Genomic DNA, 19,286 nt, shown 5'->3' on the forward strand with positions numbered 1-19,286 from the left:
GGACACATGACTTCTCCTGCAGACTCCGCGATCACGATGTTCGGCGCCGACTGGTGCCGCGACTGCATCCGCACCAAGAAGCAGCTCGACTCGCTCGGCGTGGAGTACACCTACGTCGACCTCGTCGCCGACCCGTCTGCGGCCGACATCGCGAAGGACATCTCGGGCCGCACGAACATCCCCGTCGTGGTCTACCCCGACTCCTCGCACCACGTCGAGCCGTCGAACGCGGACGTCGAGTCGAAGCTCCGCGAGCTCTCGCTCATCTGACGCTCATCTGACCTGAAGCGGGCTCTTCGCGCACCGATACACTGGCGCGATGAGCACCGCGGCTCGGCCCGAACGAGCATCCGTCCGCCTGTCCGCCCGCACGGTCGCCCTCTACGCGATCGGCTCGCTCGGCACAGGCGGGTACGCGACGCTCCCCGGGCTGGTGCTGACGTACTTCCTCACCGACAACCTCGGTGTCGCCGCGCTCACCGCCGGTCTCATCGTCACCGGCGCGAAGGTCTGGGACGTCGTCATCGACCCTCTGATCGGCGCCGCGTCGGACCGTCAGTATGCGCGGACGGGGTCGCGTCGAGGACTCATGGTCGTCGGCGCCCTCACCCTTCCGGTCTTCTTCGCGCTCACCTTCGCGGTGCCGCCGTCCTGGGGGCCCACCGCCGGCGCCGTCTGCGTGCTCCTCGCGTTCCTCGCCACGGCGACATCCTTCAGCCTCTTCCAGGTGCCGTATGTCGCGCTGCCTGCCGAACTGACCTCGGGCTACGACGAGCGCACTCGGCTGCTCGGGTGGCGCGTCGTTGTGCTCACCGCGTCCATCCTGCTCTTCGGCGCCGGCGGCCCCGAGCTGAGGGGCGCCAGCGCCGACCCTGTCACCGGGTACCTGCTAATGGGCGCGGTCGCGGGCGTGGTCATCGGCGTCGGCATGCTGATCGCATCGCGGACCGCGGATGCCGCCGCCCGTCACATGGACGCGGACGAACGCCCGACGGCGGGTGCCCCGACGGGACTCCGGGAGCAGTACGCCGCCGGCGTGCGCACTCTTCGGGACAGTCAGCCGTTCCGCGCTCTCCTCGGCACATTCCTGCTGCAGGCGCTCGCGACCGGGACGATGCTCGCCGGCGCGCAGTACGTCGCCACCTGGGTGCTGCGCTCGGAAGACGCCGTGACGCTCGTGTTCCTGGCGCTCGTGGGGCCCGCCCTGCTCGCGACGCCGGGCTGGACGGTCGTCGCGCGACGCCTGGGCAAGGAGCGGGCATTCACCCTCGCGAGCGTCATCTTCCTGATCGCCGCCGCATCGCTCGTTCTCGCGGTCTGGACCCCCGGCATGTGGATGTACGGCGCGATCGCTGTGGCAGGCATCGCCTACGCCGGGCTGCAGTCGCTGCCCATGGCGATGCTGCCCGATGTGATCTCGCACGACGAGCGCCGCAATGGAAGAGGCAGGGCCGGCACCTTCACGGGTGTGTGGACGGCGGGCGAGACCGTCGGGTTCGCGCTCGGAGCGAGCGCGGTCTCCCTCACGCTCGCCGCGACGGGATACGTCTCGAGCGTCGCGGGCACGACGACGCAGCAGCCGGATGCCGCGATCACGGGCATCGTGCTCGCGTTCAGCATCCTTCCTGCCCTGCTGATGGCGGCCAGCCTGCTCACGCTGCACCGCTACCGCCTGCGCCGCGCCGACATCGACGCCTGACCGGAGTGCGCCGCATAAGCTGGGATCCCGCCCGAAGGAGACGCCGATGACTTCTGCGACAACGCCCGCCGCTTCGACGACGACCCCGGAGCTCGGCGAGGCCGAACGCGATCGGCTCGACACCGCGATCCACGATCTTCAGGCCGGTGCGAGCACCTGGTCTTCCCTGACGCTCGCCCAGCGGGTCACCCTCCTGCGAGCCGTGCGATCGAGCGTCGCCGCCGCCGAGGACTGGGCGCACACCGCAGCCGCGTCGAAGGGCCTCGACGGCCGGCATCCGCTGCGCGGAGAGGAATGGCTCAGCGGGCCCTACAGCGTGCTCGGCGCCCTCGATGCCTACATCGAGACGCTCTCGCGCCTCGCGAACGGCACCAACCCGCTCGACGGCATCACGATCGACCGGGCTCCCGGCGGACGCACTCGCGTGCATGCCTTCCCCCTCACCGGCATCGACCGGTTCCTGCTCTCGGGCTACACGGGCGAGGTCTGGCTCGAACCCGGCGTCACTCCGAACGGCGCGCGCCCCGCAGCCGGGCTCGCACAGCGCACGCCGTCGGACTCGGGGGGCGTGGGCCTCGTGCTCGGCGCCGGCAACATCACCTCGATCCCCGTGCTCGACGTCTTCTACGAGCTGCTCGCCCACAACCGCACGGCACTGCTCAAGGTCAATCCGACGCAGGATGCGCTCGTGCCGATCTACAAGCGGGCGCTCGCGCCCCTGATCGGCCCTGGGCTGCTGCGCATCACCCGCGGCGGACCCGAGGTCGGCGCCTACCTGACCGGCCACCCCGACCTCGCACACGTGCACGTCACGGGATCGGACGCGACCTTCGACGCCATCGTGTGGGGCACGGGAGCGGCGGCCACGCGTCGACGCCGCGAGAACCGTCCGCTGCTGAAGAAGCCCATCACGGCCGAGCTCGGAGGCGTGTCTCCCATCGTCGTCGTTCCCGGCGAGTGGACCGAGGCCGATCTCACGTATCAGGCCGAGCACGTCGCGACCATGCGCCTGCAGAACAGCGGGCACAACTGCATCGCCGGGCAGGTCGTGATCATGTCGTCGGACTGGGCGCAGGCCGACGACTTCCGAGCCGCTCTGCGCCGTGCCTACGCGAACGCTCCGGAACGGCCGATCTGGTACCCCGGCGCCCCCTCGCGGATGCACCTCGCGACCGATGCGTACCCCGACGCCCTCGTGCTCGGCGATCGCCTCCTGGTCGAGATCTCTGAGAACGACGACGCGACGGCTCTGCAGAGCACCGAGTACTTCGCGCCGGTGCTGGGCGTCGTCTCGGTGCCCGGCACCGGTCAGGAGTTCCTCGACGCGGCCGTGGCCTACGCGAACGAACGGCTGCAGGGCACACTCGGCGCGAACCTGCTGATCGACCCGTCGACCGAGAAGAAGCTCGGCGCGGGATTCGACCGCTCGATCGCGGCTCTTCGCTACGGCTCGATCGCGATCAACGGCTGGACCGCCTTCGGCTTCATCACCCCGACCATGACCTGGGGAGGGTTCCCCGGCAGCACGATCGCCGACGTCGGCAGCGGCATCGGCATCGTCCACAACGCGCTCCTGCTCGATCGCGTCGAGCGCTCGGTGATCCGTGGGCCCTTCCGGCCGTTCCCGCGTTCGCTTCCGATCGTCAACGGCGGCGGACGCTTCAGCATCCTGCCCAAGCCGCCGTGGTTCGTCTCCTCGCGGACGGGTGCGGCGGTGAGCGAGGGCCTCACGCGATTCCGTGCGAACGGCGGCACGATCGGGCTGTTGAAGACGCTGACCGCTGCGCTGCGCGCCTGAGGCGCGCTCGGCCGCCGGGCGGGATCAGCCGGCGAAGCGGTCGGTCGCGGCTCGCAGTGCTCGCTGGATTCCGGGCTCGGTCGCCGAGTGTCCGGCATCGTCGACGACGACGAACTCGGCCTCCGGCCAGGCGGTGTGCAGGTCCCACGCGGTCATCATCGGCGTGCACACATCGTGGCGCCCCTGCACGATGACGGTCGGGATGTGACGGATGCCGTCGACACCGGCGATCAGCTGCCCCTCGGTCCACCACCCGCGGTTCACGAAGAAGTGGTTCTCGATGCGGGCGAAGGCGGTTGCCGTGTGCGAGTCTGACATCGCCTCGATCTGCGCGGCATCAGGGCGCAAGGTGACCGTCGAGGCCTCCCACCGCGACCAGGCGACTGCCGCCGGTTCATGCACGGCCGGGTCGGGATCGAACAGACGCCGGTGATAGGCCTCGATCATGTGCGAACGCTCGAGCACCGGGATGGGAGCGATGAACTCCTCCCAGAGGTCGGGGAACAGCGCGGCGGCGCCGCCCTCGTAGAACCACTCGAGCTCTGCGCGGCGGAGCGTGAAGATGCCCCGCAGGATCAGTTCGCTGACGGCATCCGGATGCGCCTGCGCGTAGGCAAGCGCGAGCGCACTCCCCCACGACCCGCCGAACACCTGCCACCGCTCGATGCCGAGGTTGCGACGAAGCAGCTCGATGTCGGCGATCAGGTGCGCGGTGGTGACGAAGCGGAGGTCGGCATCAGGGGCGCTCGCGTGCGGGGTGCTGCGCCCGCACCCGCGCTGGTCGAGCAGCACGATCCGATACACGGCAGGGTCGAAGAACCGGCGCTGCCAGGGGGATGTGCCGCTCCCCGGACCGCCGTGCAGGAACACCACGGGCTTGCCCGCGGGGTTGCCGCTGACCTCCCAGTACATGCGGTGCCCGTCGCCGACGAGCAGCTCGCCGGTCTCATGCGGTTCGATGGGCGGATACAGCGCGTCGAGGTTCATGGTCACAGTTCTCCGGGTGCCGCCGTGAGGGGGTCGGCGCACACATCGAGTCCGTACTTGTAGCCGCTCGCGAACCAGCCCTGCCGCTGCTCGCTGGTACCGTGCGTGAAGCTCTCGGGATTGACCGAACCGGACGACTGCTCCTGGATGTTGTCGTCGCCGACCGTGTTCGCGGCGTTCAGCGCGTCTGTGATCTCCGCCTCGGTCGGCTCCAACAGGTAAGGGACACCGTCCGGGTCCTTCTCCTGGGTCATCTGCCCGATCCAGGCACCCGCATAGCAGTCGGCCTGCAGCTCGATGCGCACGCCGTTGCTGTCGGGCCCCGTGCCGTTGTTCGGATACTGATCCATCACCCCGGTGATGTACTGGATGTGGTGGCCCCACTCGTGACCCACGATGTAGAGCTGAGCGAGATCGCCGGCGGATGCGCCGAACTGCTGCTGCATCAGGTCGAAGAACGTGGGATCGATGAACACCGTCTCATCGGGCGGACAGTAGAACGGACCGACCGCGTTCGACGCGGTACCGCACGAGGTCGAGGTGGCTCCGTCGACGATGATGAGCTGCGGCGGGCGGTATCCCTCGACGTGGTCCTCCCAGTAGCCGTCGAGCGCCAGCTGCGAGGCCGCCACTCGGCAGTCGACGTTCTCGTTGGCGTCCTCGCCGGTGAGGCAGTTCTCGATCACGCTGCCGCCTGCAGGCTCGGTGCCCCCGCCGGTGCCGCCACCGCCGCCCAGCAGGCCGGTCAGGTCGATGCCGAGCAGGGGACCCGCGATGAGCGCGATGATGCCGAGCAGGCCCACACCGCCCGCTCCGGCGACGACGGCGCCGCGGCCGCGTCGGCGGGCGGTGTTGCCGGAGACATCCGCGTCAGGGTTGAAGGTCATGCCACGAGGGTACTCTGCACAACGGCCTCTTCACGGTCGTAGGCTCGAGTCATGACGACCACGATCACGCTCACGGGTGCAGGCGGACAGATCGGATACGCACTGCTCTTCCGCATCGCCGCCGGAGACCTGCTCGGCCCCGAAGAGAAGGTGCGGCTGCGACTGCTGGAGATCCCGCAGGGGCTGGGCGCCGCGGAGGGAGCGGCCCTCGAGCTGCAGGACGGCGCGTTCGGGCTGCTCGAGCACGTCGAGGTGACCGACGACCCCGCCGTGGGCTTCGACGGGTGCGACCTCGCGCTGCTCGTCGGCGCTCGTCCGCGCGGCCCCGGGATGGAACGCGGAGACCTGCTCGCGGCCAACGCCGGTATCTTCGGCCCGCAGGGCGCGGCGATCGCTGCGAACGCGTCGCCGGAGGTGCGGGTGACCGTGGTGGGCAACCCGGCGAACACGAACGCTCTGATCGCCGCGGCCTCGGCCGACGGCCTCCCCACCGAACGATTCACCGCGCTCACCCGACTCGACGAGAATCGCGCCAAGGCGCAGCTCGCGCAGACACTCGCGGTGCCGGTCGACACGATTCGCCGTGTGCCCATCTGGGGCAACCACTCGGCGACGCAGTTCCCCGATGTGTCGCATGCGACCGTGGGCGGCAAGCCGGTCGCGAATGCCCTCGAGGCCATCGTCGGCGATGTGCCCGCCTGGCTCGACGAGACCTTCATCCCTCGAGTCGCGAAGCGTGGGGCGGAGATCATCCAGGTGCGCGGCTCGTCTTCCGTGGCGTCCGCCGCGAACGCCACGATCGAGCACGTGCGCGACTGGGTGCACGGCACCGACGACTGGACCTCGGCCGGAGTGGTCTCGCACGGTGAGTACGGCGTTCCGGCCGGTCTGATCTCGTCGTTCCCGGTGCGGTCGGTCGACGGAGAGTGGCAGATCGTCGAGGGGCTCGAGATCAGCGACTGGGCGCGTGCGCGCATCGACGCCTCCGTGGCCGAGCTCGTCGAGGAACGAGAAACGGTTCGCGCACTCGGCATGCTCTGAAAGGTCACCGCGCAGGCTCGGATCAGGGCAGAATGGATGCCGGAGGTGCGCGATGAGCGAGACGATCGATCCCATGAAGGCGACGGCATCCGTCGACGAGGCTCTGACGAGTCCGCTGCATCTGCCGCACGCGGCCGCGGAGTGCCCCAAGTGCTTCACCGAACTGCAGCAGAACCGCGACTTCTGGCTCGCGCGCCCCGACGGGTCACGCCTGGTCGGACTCGTGGTCTCGCGCGAGGGCATGCCCTCGGTGGTCGAGCAGCGAGACGACCTCACCCGGTTCGGGGTGCCGATCGAGGGTTTCCGTCATCCCGCTCCAGACATCCTCGAGAGCTGGAGCGATCGACTGTCGCGCCTCATCAGCACGCTGAAGACCGGAGACGTGCTCGTCGTGGCGAACATCAACGCTCTGGGCCGCGATGCTGAAGAGGGTGCACGCACAGCCAAGGAGCTACGTCGCCACGGCATCATCGTCAAGGTGCTGAGCCACGACGCACGTCACCTCGCCGACGCGACCCGCTGAGCTCAGCCGGCCAGTCGGCACACTCGCCCACTGACCGACCCCCGCCAGATCACTGATAGCTCGGCGGCACCCACAGCAGCTGGGCGGCGACCAGCCCGCGGTCGCGGCTGACGATCTGAGCGCGGCCGGGGATGGCCGGGGCCGCCTTGACCTTGCCGATCAGCTGCCCCTCCTCGGGGTTTCCCGAGAGCAGGATGCCGGTGGCGCCCAGGTCGGTCATGCGCTGGATGATCGGATCGTAGGCGGCACGGCTCGCTCCACCGGTGCGACGCGTGAGGATCACGTGAAGGCCGAGGTCTGCCGCCTGCGCAAGCAGCGGGGCGAGCACCGCGACGGGGTTGCCCTGCGACGTCGACACGAGGTCGTAGTCGTCGATCAGCACGAAGCCCTCTGCACCCTTCCACCACGACCGAGAGCGCAGCTGGTCGGGTGTGACATCGGGACCGGGAATGCGGCTCTGGAAGAACTGCGCGAGCTCGCTCATCCCGCCCTCGGTCATCTCGTGCGAGGTGAGGTAGGCGCCGAGGTACTCCTGCGGGATCTCGCCGAGCAGCGCGCGGCGGTAGTCGACGACGAAGATCTTCGCCTCGGTCGGACCGTAGAGGCGCGTGATCTCGTGCACGACACCACGGAGCATCGACGACTTGCCGGAGTCGGCGTCGCCGTAGAGATAGAGCAGCGGCTCATCGAGCGGGTCGATCGAGAACGGCGCAAGGTTCGCCTCGTCGATGCCGAGCAGGATCTCACGCGGCTCCGAGCCGTCCGCCGACGCAGCAGCGGCCACTGCCCGGAGGTCGGCGTGGCTGATGCGCGAGGGCAGCAGACGCAGCTTGGGCCCAGCGGGGCCGTGCCACGCGGATGCCACGCGGGTGACGAGATCGTCGATGCCGCCTGCGAGCGAGGATGCGTCGTCGACGCCGTCGATGCGCGGCAGCGCCGTGAGCATCTGCAGGCCGTTCTCGTTGAGACCGCGACCCGGGATCGCCGTGACGTTCTCGGCGGCCTTGCGGTTGACCTCGGAGTCCGTCGGGTCGCCGAGACGCAGCTCGATGCGGGTGCCGATGAGGTCCTTGATGTTGGCGCGGACCTCCATCCAGCGCGACGCCGTGATGATGATGTGCACGCCATAGGTGAGTCCGCGCGCGGCGATGGCCTGGATCTGCGGTTCGAGCATCTCGAACTCCGCGCGCAGGGTTCCCCACCCGTCGACCATGAGGAAGATGTCGCCGTATCCGTCATCCGCGAGCCCCTGCGCGCGGCGCTGCCGGTAGGTGTCGATCGAGTCGATGCCGTTCTGACGGAAGTACACCTCGCGCGCGTTGAGCAGGCTCGTGACCTCGGCGACCGTGCGGCGCACGATGTCGGGCTCCGAGCGCGTGGCCACGCCGCTGATGTGCGTGAACCGCTGCAGGCCGGTGAAACTGCCACCGCCGAAGTCGATGACGAAGAACTGCACCTCCTGCGGTGTGTGCGTGAGGGCGAGGGCGACCAGCGCGGTGCGGGCGAGGGTGCTCTTGCCGCTGAGCGGCGCGCCGACGATCGCCATGTGACCGGCCGCGCCTCCGAGCGAGATGGCGAGATTCTCGCGGCGCTGCTCGAGCGGCACGTCGACGATTCCGAGCGGCACGGTGAGCGCGCCCGCACTCCTCCACCGCGGGGAGATGAGTCCGAGGGCGGGGTCTTCGACGAGATCACCGAACAGCTGATCGAGGGTGGCGGGGGTCTCGAGCGGCGGCAGCCACACCTGGTGGGCCGCCTGCCCTCGCCCGCTCATCATCTCGACGGCGATCTCGAACGTGTTGCGCTTCTCTTCTGGCTCGGCGTCGACGACGACCTCGGGCTCCTCGACCGTCGTCTCGGCCCGCCACACCGGCGCGGCGGTGAAGAGCTCGACGGCTGTCGATCCGGTGCTCTGCGCAGAACCGGATGCCGCACGGCGCCGACGGCGGGGCGGGGGTCCTGACACGTAGGCGGCACGGAACTGCGTCATGGTCTCGGTGTCGGACTTCAGGATTCCGGCGCCGGGCTGCGTGGGCAGGTGGTAGGCGTCGGGGACTCCGAGGACGGTGCGGGATTCGGCGGCCGAGAAGGTGCGCAGGCCGATCCGATATGACAGGTGCGTGTCGAGGCCCCGCAGCTTGCCCTCTTCGAGGCGCTGCGACGAGAGCAGCAGATGCACCTGCAGCGAACGGCCGAGTCGGCCGATGTTCACGAAGGTGTCGACGAACTCGGGCTTGGCTGACAGAAGCTCGGAGAACTCGTCGGCGACGATGAGGAGAGCGGGAAGCGGAGCGAGGTCGGTGCGACCGCCACGGCGGGCCTTCTCATAGTCGGCGACGTTGGCGAACGGTCCGGTCGCCCGGAGCAGCTCCTGACGGCGCACCATCTCGCCCTGCAGAGCATCCTGCATGCGGTCGACGAGCGAGATCTCCTCGCCGAGGTTCGTGATGATCGCCGACACGTGCGGCATGTCAGCCATGCCTGCGAAGGTGGCTCCACCCTTGAAGTCGACGAGCACGAAGTTGAGCTGCTCGGGCGAGTGCGTCATCGCGAGCGCGAGCACGAGCGTGCGGAGCACCTCCGACTTTCCCGAACCGGTCGCACCGATGATGAGGCCGTGCGGGCCCATGCCCTGCTGAGCCGACTCTTTGATGTCGAGGATCAGCGGGCTGCCGTCTTCCGTCTGTCCGATGGGCACCCGCAGTCGGTCCCGCTCGAGTCGAGGCGACCAGGCCGCGTCGAGATCGAGGTCACGGACGTCGGGGAGGCCGAGCAGCTCGACGAGCTCAGCCTGATCGGTCGAGCTCTTCTTCTTCGTGATCGTCGTGCCGCCCGAGTAGAGGGCGATGAGCCGGCGAGCGGTCGCCTCGGCCTCGACGATGCTGATCGCGTCGGCCTCGAACGGGCGCGCGGGCACCTGCAGACTGACGAGTTCGGCTCGGCTGCCCTTGCCGCCGGGCTCGAACGCGATGCGCAGGGCGTTCGGGTCGTCGAGATCGCCCCACCGGGAGGGAAGGTCGATCACGGTCACCCCCTGCACGCCGCCACCGCTCACGAGCACGTCGTTGAACGAGGTGGTGACCCCATCCGTCAGGATCACGATGTGCGGCACCTTGGGGCCGGACCCGTCACGGGCGAAGCGCGGCCGCTCACGGACCTCGGCGGGGAGCATGTCCTCGAGCTCGGACAGCTGCGAGCCGATCATGCGGGCGGCACCGAGGCCGTCCCTGACCGTGCGCGAATGCGTGTGCGGCATCCACTTGGCCCATTCCCACTGCGGCAGGACGGCCGCGTCAGCGGCGATGACGATCTGCACCGTGTCGGGGTCGTGCATGGTCGCGAGGTGCAGCAGCATGGCGCGCGCGAGACCGCGGGACTCGGTCTCGTCTCCCGTGATCTCGACGCGGGCATAGTCGCGCAGCGTGATGCCGAGCGAGAGGTTCTTCTGCAGCTCGTGCGTCAGCATGAAGCGATGTGCAGCCGAGGCGGCCACCGGGTCGAGCTGGGCGAGCGGAGGGAGCTCGGGGGCCTCGAGCGAGACGCACAGCGGCTGGTCGCTCGTTCCGACGCGCACCGAGAGGAAGTCGGGGTCATTCATGCCGCGCTCCCAGACCCTGGTGCGCTCTTCGGCGATGTAGGGCAGAGCCGAAGGCGCAGGAAGGTGCCAGTTCGCGGCGCGGCGCTGCTGCCGGGCTGCGACCCGCACGGTCTGACGCAGCTCGGTCAGGTACGCGAGATACTCGCGGCGCGCGCCGAGGGTCGCGGCCTGTCGCTGCGATCGCTGACGCCAGCCGTTCACAGCCACGAAACCGAGCGACGACAGCAGGAACATGCCTCCGGTGAGCAGACCCGTCACCGACTGGTTCGACATCGTGACCATGACGATCGCACCCACGCTGCCCAGCATCGGCAGAAGGGATCCGAGGATTCCCATGCCGCCGTCGTTGGGCTGCAGCTCGGGCGGCGCCTGAACAGGGAGCTTTCCGGAGGGAACGCGGGGCGGCGCGAGACGGGGTCCTGTCATGCTCTCTCTCCGGCGCTGCTGTCGGTGCCCAGCAGGAGGCTGATGGTGAAGCTGCGGTTGCCGATCCTGACGCGATCGGCGTCGTCGAGCAGGACGCGCTCGCCGGCGACGAGCTCGGTCGTCTGCCCGTCGTCGGATCGGATGTCGGAGCCGTTGGTGGATCCGAAGTCGGTGACCCAGGTGCGGCCGCGCGAGTGCTCGAGACGCAGGTGCGTCTTCGACACGGAGGAGTCGGGGTCGGTCACGATCACGAGTCGGTCGTCGTGCGCACTGGCCACCGGCGCGCGTCCTAGGTTCACTGCGAGCGGCAGACCGAGCTGCACCCGCTGCCCGGTGTCGAAGATCAGGAGCAGCGCTCCGGACTCGGATGCCGGGGTAGCGGCATCGTTCTGCTGCGCTGCTGCCGGCGCGACGGTGAAGAGCGGCCTGTCGTCGCCCTGTGCCGCGGGTGCGGGAGTCTCGGTGCGGTGCGAGGCCGCGCGGGCGTCGGTCGGCTCGGAGTCCTCGTCGACGATGGACGGGTGTGCGCCGAGGGGCACGACCTGGGGCGGGGCCAACGGGGTGGCGGCCTCGCTGACCGAGGCCTTCTGCTGTGCTTCGGCGGCGGCGCGGGGCGGGACCGAGACCACGACGGTGCCGGCGACGCGATCGGCCCAGGACTGACGGCGTCCGCCGCGATCCCACGCGCTCGACGCGACGACGACCCAGCTGCCGACCGCCACCAGGAAACCGGCGCCGGTGATGATCGCGCGCACGAACTGGCGCCCGATGCCCGGCGAGAAGGGCCGGTCGCCGCGAGAGGCTCGCAGGCGCAGCACGGCGTTGCCGATGGTGACACCGGTGCGCGCTTCGAGCACGCACAGGAAGATCGCGAGCTCGGCGACCGTGAGCCCTGCGAGGAGCATGCTGCGGGTGGTGATGAGGACGATCGCCGCGACGAGGATCACTGCAGCGGCATCGAGAGTGAAGGCGGCGATCCTCGCTGCCGTCCCTGCGGGCACGCCGAGGAAAGCAGGGCCGAGCCCGTCAGAGGGGCGCCTCGCTCTGGCCCGGGTCTGGGCGATCGGCGTGGGCGCGGGAGGCGTGGATCCGGATCGGAGCGGAGCGCCGTCGACACCGGGCGGAGCCGCGATCAACGCCGGCGGCAGCGCAGGGATCTCCCCGGGCTGGCTGGGCCCCGGATGCACGGGTGGGATGCTGCCACCGCCCGGCCGGAGCTGTGGTTCGCCGTTCCCGCTCATCCCGCCATCATTCCACGAACGAGAGACAGCGCATTCGCGTAGAGGAGCGCCGCGGGCAGGGCGAGCGCGACGGCGAGCCATTCGAAGGCGTCTCCGAAGCGCGACCAGATGAGCGAGCTCGCTCCGCGCGAGACGGGGATGATGACGGCGACCGCTGTGAGACCGACGGCGAACAGCGCGAGAGCACCGAGCACCTGGAAGCCCGCGCCCAGCGCAGCGGATGCCTGCAGACCGGCCACCATGAACACGACGGCGGCGGCCGCACGGGGAAGCCAGCGGAGGATGCGCGAGGTCGTGTGTCGGGGCGTCAGCAGCAGCGCGAGGCCCACGCAGACGAGAAGCGCGATGCCGCCGGAGATCACGAAAGGATCGTCCGGCCATGGACGGAGGAACGCGATGGGGGTCATCAGCGCGGCGACGATGCTGAGCACCGCGGTTCCGGCGATGAGTCGTGCCGAAGAATCGTCGACGACGGCGATGATGCGTTCGGGGCGCAGCAGCCCGACGGACTCGGGAATGGCCCCTCGGACCGTCCAGCGACTGGTCATGAAGTGCTTGTAGTCGATGAAGTACCCCTCGGGGAGGTTCACCAGACTGCTCGGCAGAGCGCGGAGTCCGAGGGGGACGAGTCCCAGCGAGATGGCCGCAGCCTCGGCCGGACCCCAGCGCAGCAGAAGCGCGAGGCCCCAGACCGCCGCGAGGCCGACGAGGAGCACGGTCGCGGTCCCTGCGGCCGCCCGCATCGGACGAGCTCGGGCCGAGACGGCGATGACCGCTGTGGTAATGCCGGCGGCGAGGAAACCGGAGGCGGCGGAGAGGTGCGCGCTCGCATCGAGTTCAGCCGGGATCAGAAGAGCGCCCGCGGCGAACGACAGGAGCACCGGAGCGAGGACGCCGAGGATGCCGCGCACGCCTGCCGCCGAATCCCGGCGCGACCATGCCACCGCTCCGCTCACGGCACCGACCACGAGGAAGAGACCGATCAGGAGCCTGAGCAGCGGACCTCCTGCGCCCTGCGCGAAGACCGCGACGAGCAGCAGCCCGCTGACCGCGAGCATCCACCATCGGGCACCGTGGTCTGCACGTGACGGCCGTGTGCCCGCGACCGCGGGACGAGCCTGCGGCGCCAGCGCCGTGCGGTCGATGAGCGCGTAGAGACCTCCGTCGATGAGGTCTTCGCACTCGGTGTCACCGGGGATCTCGAACCCGCCCGGACCGATCGTCACGAAACGATCAGCCGTCGAGAGTCCACTGAGGATGAGTGCGTCGTCGAGGGTCTCGTCGAACGGGAGCGAGAGATCGATACGCCGATCCTCGCTCTGGAGCACGATACGGCGGCGCTCTACGATATCGACTGACACACCTGCACCCTATCGACCGCGTGCGGCCTCGGCCGCACACCCCCTCTTCCGCTCACGCGGATCAGCCTGCGTGGTCGTCGCGAGAGCCCGCCTGCGCGCCCTTGGCGCGAGGCCCTCGTTCGTCCTCGTCCTCGAGCTTGGGGGCGATCGGTCCGCCGAGACCGGAGCGCTTGGCCTTCTCCTCCTCGTCGCCGCCGGCGCCGCCCATCATGCCCATGCCGGGACGCATGCCCGAGCCGGCTGCGCCCGACGAACCGGCCGCACCTCCGGCGCCACCGGCACCACCGGCACCTCCGACGCCTCCGACGCCTCCGACACCGCCGATGCCCCCGGGGCGGGCAGAACCCGCCGCGCCGCCCGAACCGCCGGCGCCGCCGCCGAGCGCGGAGTTGCCGAGAAGACCGCCACCCGCTTTGAGCCCTGCTCCGGACGCACCGCCGAGACCCGAGCTGCCGAGGGCGCCCATGCTGCCGATTCCGGCGATCTTCGACCCCGCGGCGATCGCCGCCGCGCCGGCACCACCGCCGACGATCCCGCCGATACCGCCGCCGCCCGCACCACCCGGGAGCAGACCACCAGGGGTCCCCCCTCCGGGGAAGGTTCCGCCGGGGTTCAGCGGATAGCCGCCACCGCTTCCGCCACCGGAGCCGCCGGGCAGCACTCCGCCGCCCGGGAAGTCGACCGTGGGATCATCGATGTCCACTCCACCGGGGCCGTCCGGGAAGGCCGGATCGGCAGGGAGCGTCGGATGGGTCGGGAACGTCGGGTCGGTCGGGAACGTCGGGATCGTCGGGTCGGTCGGGAATGTCGGATACTGCGGATCGTCCGGATTCGTCTGCACCGGCGGCTGGTACTCGCCGACACCACCGCTACCGCCAGGCTGATATCCGCCGCCGGGAACTCCGTACGGACCACTGCCACCGCCGGGGTACTCGATGGACGGGCTGTCGATCGAGGGCCCGTCGCCCCCGCTGTCGCCGCCCCCGGGACCATCCTCGTGTTCGACGTACTGCACCGCGCGGAGGGTCTCGGTCGATGATCGGATCGAGGCGTTGGGGCCCGCGAGCGACTGCTCGATGCTCTTCACCATCCGCTCGGCCTCGGCTTCGCGCTGGTTGCCCAGGAAATCGCCGATCATGTCGATCGCCTTGTCCGCCGCGATCGGGCCGAGGACGGGATGCACCACGACGGACGCTCCCTTCGCCGCGTTCGCCCAGAACGGGTCGACCGTCGCCGACGGCAGCTCGGTGTCATTGGCCGCTCGCCGGGCATTGTTCGCCTGCGTGACGGCGGAGTCGATCGCGGTGACGGCCTCGCCGATCGTGCGGATCTGGCTCTGGATGTCGGTCAGGGCGGCGTTTGCGGCATCACGCGTCTTGCTGTCCCACGCCTCTGACGCGGTCACCACGGTGATCGCGTCGTGCAGGGAATCGAGCGCGGATCTGAGAGCCGCCGCCTTGGGGATCCGCCAGTCCTCGATGGCCCGGATGCGATTCAACTCGGCTTCATATCTGCCGGTCATGAGTCCCCCCCTGTGTGTGATCGGTACGTCGTTTCGAAGATCTGGTGAGTGCGACCGCGAAGACGATGCCGCCGGCGAGCAGCACGAGCAACACGACACCGCCGCCGATGAACCAGGGCATCATCTCGGCGCCCGGCTGGTCGGGTGCGGCGCTCGGCTCGGTCGGATCGGGCGTGGATCCGATGTCGAGATCCGCGGCTGCTGCCGCCACGTCATCCGCGTTCGGCACGGCATTGGGATCGTCCGGATCGAAGAAAGGATTCACGTCGGGGTATTTCGTGGGGTCGACCGCGAGCATCCCGGTGAGCGACGCTGCTCCGTATCCGGTGCTGTTGTTCCACTCGGGCTCGTGCTCGCCCTTGGTGCCCGAATTGCGGATCAGGCTCTGGAGCAGTTGGTTTCCTGTGGCCTCGGGGTACTTCTGCTTGACCACCGCGAGGAACCCGGAGACGATCGGCGTCGCGTACGACGTTCCCCTCGCCAGTCGCTGCTCGTCCCAGGACGCCTCGGTGCCCTGGAGGAGGACTCCGATTCCGGGCGCGGCCGTTCCGACGTCGTCGCTCAGGTTGGGGTCTCCGCTCGGCCAGGTCGCGATCGCTCCGTCCGAGCCGAACGCCTGCACGCCGACCACACCGTTCAGACCGGCGGGCTGGGAGCCGACGCCGCCTTCGTTCGGGAGGCCCGCGATGATCGGGACTCCGGCGGCCACGGCCTTGGCGGTCGCCCCGAGGAGGAAGACGTAGCCCTCGCTGGAGACAGAGATGATGTCCGCACCGTCATCGATCGCATCCGAGATGGCGAACGACATCGCCTCAGCGGCTATACCGTTCTCGTCGGTCGTCGACTGCTCGCCGTTCTCGAGCGCACACGCCACCTCGCCGGTCTGCGGGTCCTCGAGGCCGGCCGAGTAATACTTCACCGTCGCACCGGGCGCCGCCCCTTCGATCGGCACACCGCCGGCGGGTGCCTCCCCCGTGCCGAGGATCATCGACACGACGTTGGTGCCGTGTGCGGCGGCCACGTAGTCTGTGGACACCGCGGGGATGGGAGCACCGGCGGCGTCGTGGCAGTAGGTGTTCTCGGGCACCTGCAGATCAGCACCGCGAAGCCCGACGACGTCTGGATTGATCTGCGTATCGATCACCGCGACCGTGACGCCGGAGCCGTCGAAACCGGCGTCGTGGGCCTCCTGGACGTTTCCGCGGTCGAACCACCACAGGCCCGAGGCGAGGTCCTCCGCCGCCGCGCTCGACGGCACGGCGATCGTCCCGCCCAGCGCTATCGCGCCGAGCACCGCGAGGAGGCGGTGCGCACGCCTCATCAGTAGTCGGCCTCGACGGTCGTATCGCCGGAATCCGCTCCGGCGTCGACATCGACACGGGGTTCGGTTGCGCCACCGCCGTCGCCGGTGCGGGTCGCTCCCGCCGCGACCGGAGTCTCGTTGGCCTGAGCGACCGCGGAATCCAGCAGCTGGATGATCATCTTGCTCTCATCGGCGAGGGCCGCATCCTGCTCCGCCATCTGCATGACGGCCGCACGGATCGTGTTCTGCGCCTGATTCAACGCCTCGATCGTCTTCGTCGTGGCCGAGCCCATCGTCAGCGCCGCGGTGCGCAGGTCGCCCCGGAAGGTGCTGGTCGTCTCCGACACACCGCCCTCGACGATCGCGACCTCCTCAGCCGCCGGAAAATGCTCGAGCTCGCGCGAGATGCGCTTGAGCTCAGCGAAGATCTGCTCGAAGTCGAATGCGATGACCATCGACGTCCCTCCCTGTTGACAACGGCGATTTCCGTGACATCTGCTGCGCCCTCCGGCTCAGTCGCCGAACAGCACAGCAGACGGCGCGGACCCGGCGCATCTCTGCGTCGGGCCCGCGCCACGGGATCAGGCTCCGAAGCGTCCGGCGGCCGACTTGTCGGTCTGGACGTACTGGCCCGAGATCTCCTCGGTCTTGCCCGCGATCTGGGTGAGAAGCTGCTGCATCTCACTCAGCGAGCGGTTCCACTTGGCCTGAGCCTGGTCGTAGGCCTGCTGCGCGGAACCATCCCACGCCGCACGCAGCTTGCCGACCTCGGACTCGAGACGGTCGAGCTCTGAACGGATACCCTGCGACCCGCTGCGGATCTGCGCTGCCAGAGCGTTGACCTGCTCCGGGCGAACTGACATCGACTGCATCATGTTCTCCTTGAAATCTCTGTGGTCTTCGCTCAGGAACCCATCATCGAGCCGAGGCCCGAGATGGTCTGCTGGTGAGCTTCTTCGGTTGCGGCCTGGTCGCGCTCGGTGCCGGCGAGGGCATCCTCGAGCGTCACGAGGACCTCGTTGAGCTGACGAGCCTGCTCGTCCCAGCGGGACATCAGCGTCGAGAACGATGCGGCGGCCGCACCCGTCCAGAAGCCGCGCAGCTGCTCGATCTCGCTGCGGACCTTCTTGGTCTGCTGGTCGATCCCGGACTTGGTCTCCCGCACCGCCTGGGCTCCGCGGCGCAGAGCCCCTTCTTCTGCGGAGATGACATCAGCCATAACTCACTCCCTCCGGTCCTCACGGACACACGTGCGGGGGAGCGCATCCCTGTATTGGGACGACTTCGAAACAACCCCCCACGATTCGTTTCAGGTGAAAGGCTAGATCAGATCGTCCGGATACGCCAGGACACGAGCAGTATCCGCACGGCATTCGTGCGTTCGATGGAGAAATCGCGGAGCCGACCCGACCGGCATCCGCACGGAGATCGTGCGGTCGATGAAGAAAACGTCTTTCCCCGCGGCTACGCGTTGCCGCACGCCTCAACTAGGGTGAAAGGCGGAATGCGCAGCCACGGGTCTCCTCCCGCTCGGCTGCACACCATGGAGGGGGCATCGTTCCATGACTCAGAGCAGCGCAACGGCAGGCACCGTGCTGCGGCTTTCCGTCGTCAGCGACGACCGCCGGCTCGATGTCGGCGTGCCGTCGCAGATCCCGCTCGTCGAGATCATCCCCGGGTTCGCCCGGAGCCTCGGTGTGCTCGACCCGACGCTCACGCATGGCGGCTACTCGCTGCAGCGAGCCGACGGCACACCCCTCGACCCCGCACGTGGAGCAGCGGCGCAGGGCGTGCACGACGGCGAGCTGCTGACGCTCGTCCGCGGCGGACTGATGCAGGAGCCGCGTGTCTACGACGACGTCGTCGAAGCGGTGATCGACGCCACGGCCGAGCAGCACGGCTCCTGGACGCCGGCAGACAGCTCGCGCACCGCCCTCTTCGTCAGTCTCACCTTCCTCGCCCTCTGCGCGCTCCTGCTGGTCGCGACTCCGCCCACCTCCCTCGTGCCGGCGATCATCGCCGCATCGGGGGCCATCGTGCTCAGCGTCGCGGCTGCCGTGCTCATGCGTCTCCATCAGCCGGAGGCCGGACACGCACTCGGTCTCACCGCCGCGGCCTACGGCGGACTCGCGGGCTTCCTCGCCGTTCCGGTGCAGAGCATCTGGGGCTGGCCGCTCGCCGCCATGGGTCTGGGCCTCGTCATCGTCGGCGGCGTCGGCCTCGCCGTGACGCAGGAGAAGCCCGAGATCCACCTCGTGCCCATCGCGCTCGGCGCCTCCATCGGCATCACCGCGACCACCGCCGCGATCTTCGGCGACGCACTCGCTCCGTACGCGATCATGCTCGCCACCACCGCACTGCTCGCGAACGGCATCCCCTGGCTCGCGCTCAGCTCCACCCGCATCCGGGTCATCTCGCCGCAGAGCGATGCCGACATGTTCGCGGCGCCGGAGCCGATCGACGCCGACGAGGTCAAGCGTCGCGCCGCGGCAGGCACGCGCACCCTGATCGCACTCCGAGCCGCGCTCGGCCTCGCGGCCCTGACCGCGACGCCGCTGGTCGCCGCAAGCGGCGTCTGGGGCGCGCTGCTGTGCGTGCTCGCATTCGTCGGGATGATGTTCCAGTCGCGACAGATCTACGCCCGCCTGGGTGTGCTCGTGCTCATGGCGATCGGCGCGATCGGGCTCGCCGCCACCGGTGTCACCGTAGCTCTGGCCCTTCCCGACGTCCGCACCTGGATGCTCCTCATCCTCGTCGTCGCCACCGTGATCCTGGTCGGTCTCACGCTGCTGACGCCGAAGGCACGTCTGCGGCTCACGCGGCTCGGCGACACGGTCGAGGTCATCGCCCTCGCGCTGCTGCTGCCGCTCGGCGTCACCACGGCCGGGCTCGTCTGACCC

16 protein-coding genes are annotated in these 19,286 nt (G+C 69.5%); 6 read left to right on the plus strand and 10 right to left on the minus strand.

Features of this window, described 5'->3' with window-relative positions:
• Nucleotides 1-6 precede the first annotated feature (6 nt).
• The 3 genes from ACLKOY_RS08755 to ACLKOY_RS08765 are packed head-to-tail and all read left to right on the plus strand — an operon-like array spanning nucleotide 7 to nucleotide 3,497.
• On the plus strand, nucleotides 7-270 hold the full coding sequence (locus tag ACLKOY_RS08755; RefSeq protein ID WP_363572374.1) for a glutaredoxin domain-containing protein: 264 nt from the start codon (nucleotides 7-9) through the stop codon (nucleotides 268-270).
• Nucleotides 271-319: 49 nt separating this feature from the next.
• Nucleotides 320-1,699, plus strand: coding sequence for an MFS transporter (locus tag ACLKOY_RS08760; RefSeq protein WP_436453278.1), 1,380 nt, complete (start codon nucleotides 320-322; stop codon nucleotides 1,697-1,699).
• 46 nt (nucleotides 1,700-1,745) lie between these two features.
• Nucleotides 1,746-3,497 carry an aldehyde dehydrogenase family protein gene (locus tag ACLKOY_RS08765; RefSeq protein WP_436453279.1) on the plus strand — a complete coding sequence of 584 codons (1,752 nt, stop codon included), beginning with the start codon at nucleotides 1,746-1,748 and terminating at the stop codon, nucleotides 3,495-3,497.
• Nucleotides 3,498-3,521: 24 nt separating this feature from the next.
• On the opposite strand, the gene pip is transcribed toward ACLKOY_RS08765, so the two are convergent.
• Together pip and ypfJ are read right to left on the minus strand one after the other, a co-directional pair.
• Nucleotides 3,522-4,484, minus strand: coding sequence for a prolyl aminopeptidase (pip, locus tag ACLKOY_RS08770; RefSeq protein ID WP_436453280.1), 963 nt, complete (start codon nucleotides 4,482-4,484; stop codon nucleotides 3,522-3,524).
• Between the two features lie 2 nt (nucleotides 4,485-4,486).
• On the minus strand, nucleotides 4,487-5,371 hold the full coding sequence (ypfJ, locus tag ACLKOY_RS08775) for a KPN_02809 family neutral zinc metallopeptidase (RefSeq protein WP_436453281.1): 885 nt from the start codon (nucleotides 5,369-5,371) through the stop codon (nucleotides 4,487-4,489).
• Nucleotides 5,372-5,422: 51 nt separating this feature from the next.
• On the opposite strand from ypfJ, the gene ACLKOY_RS08780 reads away from it, so the two are divergent.
• On the plus strand, nucleotides 5,423-6,412 hold the full coding sequence (locus ACLKOY_RS08780) for a malate dehydrogenase (protein ID WP_436453282.1): 990 nt from the start codon (nucleotides 5,423-5,425) through the stop codon (nucleotides 6,410-6,412).
• 52 nt (nucleotides 6,413-6,464) lie between these two features.
• Nucleotides 6,465-6,935, plus strand: a complete 471-nt coding sequence (locus ACLKOY_RS08785; protein ID WP_436453283.1) for a recombinase family protein — start codon at nucleotides 6,465-6,467, stop codon at nucleotides 6,933-6,935.
• Between the two features lie 49 nt (nucleotides 6,936-6,984).
• On the opposite strand, the gene eccCa is transcribed toward ACLKOY_RS08785, so the two are convergent.
• The 8 genes from eccCa to ACLKOY_RS08825 form a co-directional block, all read right to left on the minus strand.
• Nucleotides 6,985-10,959 (minus strand): type VII secretion protein EccCa, encoded by a 3,975-nt coding sequence (eccCa, locus tag ACLKOY_RS08790; RefSeq protein ID WP_436453284.1) that lies wholly within the window; start codon nucleotides 10,957-10,959, stop codon nucleotides 6,985-6,987.
• Nucleotides 10,956-12,200: an FHA domain-containing protein gene (locus tag ACLKOY_RS08795; protein ID WP_436453285.1), complete on the minus strand. Its 1,245-nt coding sequence runs from the start codon at nucleotides 12,198-12,200 to the stop codon at nucleotides 10,956-10,958. The genes eccCa and ACLKOY_RS08795 overlap by 4 nt, the downstream gene beginning before the upstream one ends.
• The gene (locus tag ACLKOY_RS08800; RefSeq protein WP_436453286.1) at nucleotides 12,197-13,561 is read right to left on the minus strand and encodes a hypothetical protein; all 1,365 of its coding nucleotides are present in this window, start codon (nucleotides 13,559-13,561) and stop codon (nucleotides 12,197-12,199) included. Before ACLKOY_RS08800 ends, ACLKOY_RS08795 begins: the two co-directional genes overlap by 4 nt.
• Before the next feature lie 61 nt (nucleotides 13,562-13,622).
• The gene (locus ACLKOY_RS08805) at nucleotides 13,623-15,083 is read right to left on the minus strand and encodes a hypothetical protein (RefSeq protein ID WP_436453287.1); all 1,461 of its coding nucleotides are present in this window, start codon (nucleotides 15,081-15,083) and stop codon (nucleotides 13,623-13,625) included.
• Nucleotides 15,067-16,404 (minus strand): S8 family peptidase, encoded by a 1,338-nt coding sequence (locus tag ACLKOY_RS08810; RefSeq protein ID WP_436453288.1) that lies wholly within the window; start codon nucleotides 16,402-16,404, stop codon nucleotides 15,067-15,069. The genes ACLKOY_RS08805 and ACLKOY_RS08810 overlap by 17 nt, the downstream gene beginning before the upstream one ends.
• A complete protein-coding gene (locus ACLKOY_RS08815; protein WP_436453289.1) occupies nucleotides 16,404-16,841 on the minus strand; it encodes a hypothetical protein in 438 nt (145 codons plus the stop codon). The genes ACLKOY_RS08810 and ACLKOY_RS08815 overlap by 1 nt, the downstream gene beginning before the upstream one ends.
• A 126-nt stretch (nucleotides 16,842-16,967) precedes the next feature.
• Nucleotides 16,968-17,249, minus strand: a complete 282-nt coding sequence (locus ACLKOY_RS08820; RefSeq protein ID WP_079113895.1) for a WXG100 family type VII secretion target — start codon at nucleotides 17,247-17,249, stop codon at nucleotides 16,968-16,970.
• A gap of 41 nt (nucleotides 17,250-17,290) precedes the next feature.
• Nucleotides 17,291-17,605: a WXG100 family type VII secretion target gene (locus tag ACLKOY_RS08825; RefSeq protein WP_056309991.1), complete on the minus strand. Its 315-nt coding sequence runs from the start codon at nucleotides 17,603-17,605 to the stop codon at nucleotides 17,291-17,293.
• A 343-nt stretch (nucleotides 17,606-17,948) separates the two neighbouring features.
• On the opposite strand from ACLKOY_RS08825, the gene eccD reads away from it, so the two are divergent.
• Nucleotides 17,949-19,283, plus strand: coding sequence for a type VII secretion integral membrane protein EccD (eccD, locus tag ACLKOY_RS08830; protein ID WP_363572407.1), 1,335 nt, complete (start codon nucleotides 17,949-17,951; stop codon nucleotides 19,281-19,283).
• Nucleotides 19,284-19,286 lie beyond the last annotated feature (3 nt).

The organism is Microbacterium sp. K2, from assembly GCF_051365005.1.
GTDB lineage: Bacteria > Actinomycetota > Actinomycetes > Actinomycetales > Microbacteriaceae > Microbacterium > Microbacterium foliorum_B.

Coding starts and splice junctions, on each gene's coding strand:
- ACLKOY_RS08755 (WP_363572374.1), top strand. CDS start 7: ATGACTTCTCCTGCAGACTCCGCGATCACGATGTTCGGCGCCGACTGG.
- ACLKOY_RS08760 (WP_436453278.1), top strand. CDS start 320: ATGAGCACCGCGGCTCGGCCCGAACGAGCATCCGTCCGCCTGTCCGCC.
- ACLKOY_RS08765 (WP_436453279.1), top strand. CDS start 1,746: ATGACTTCTGCGACAACGCCCGCCGCTTCGACGACGACCCCGGAGCTC.
- pip (WP_436453280.1), bottom strand. CDS start 4,484: ATGAACCTCGACGCGCTGTATCCGCCCATCGAACCGCATGAGACCGGC.
- ypfJ (WP_436453281.1), bottom strand. CDS start 5,371: ATGACCTTCAACCCTGACGCGGATGTCTCCGGCAACACCGCCCGCCGA.
- ACLKOY_RS08780 (WP_436453282.1), top strand. CDS start 5,423: ATGACGACCACGATCACGCTCACGGGTGCAGGCGGACAGATCGGATAC.
- ACLKOY_RS08785 (WP_436453283.1), top strand. CDS start 6,465: ATGAGCGAGACGATCGATCCCATGAAGGCGACGGCATCCGTCGACGAG.
- eccCa (WP_436453284.1), bottom strand. CDS start 10,959: ATGACAGGACCCCGTCTCGCGCCGCCCCGCGTTCCCTCCGGAAAGCTC.
- ACLKOY_RS08795 (WP_436453285.1), bottom strand. CDS start 12,200: ATGAGCGGGAACGGCGAACCACAGCTCCGGCCGGGCGGTGGCAGCATC.
- ACLKOY_RS08805 (WP_436453287.1), bottom strand. CDS start 15,083: ATGACCGGCAGATATGAAGCCGAGTTGAATCGCATCCGGGCCATCGAG.
- ACLKOY_RS08810 (WP_436453288.1), bottom strand. CDS start 16,404: ATGAGGCGTGCGCACCGCCTCCTCGCGGTGCTCGGCGCGATAGCGCTG.
- ACLKOY_RS08815 (WP_436453289.1), bottom strand. CDS start 16,841: ATGGTCATCGCATTCGACTTCGAGCAGATCTTCGCTGAGCTCAAGCGC.
- ACLKOY_RS08820 (WP_079113895.1), bottom strand. CDS start 17,249: ATGTCAGTTCGCCCGGAGCAGGTCAACGCTCTGGCAGCGCAGATCCGC.
- ACLKOY_RS08825 (WP_056309991.1), bottom strand. CDS start 17,605: ATGGCTGATGTCATCTCCGCAGAAGAAGGGGCTCTGCGCCGCGGAGCC.
- eccD (WP_363572407.1), top strand. CDS start 17,949: ATGACTCAGAGCAGCGCAACGGCAGGCACCGTGCTGCGGCTTTCCGTC.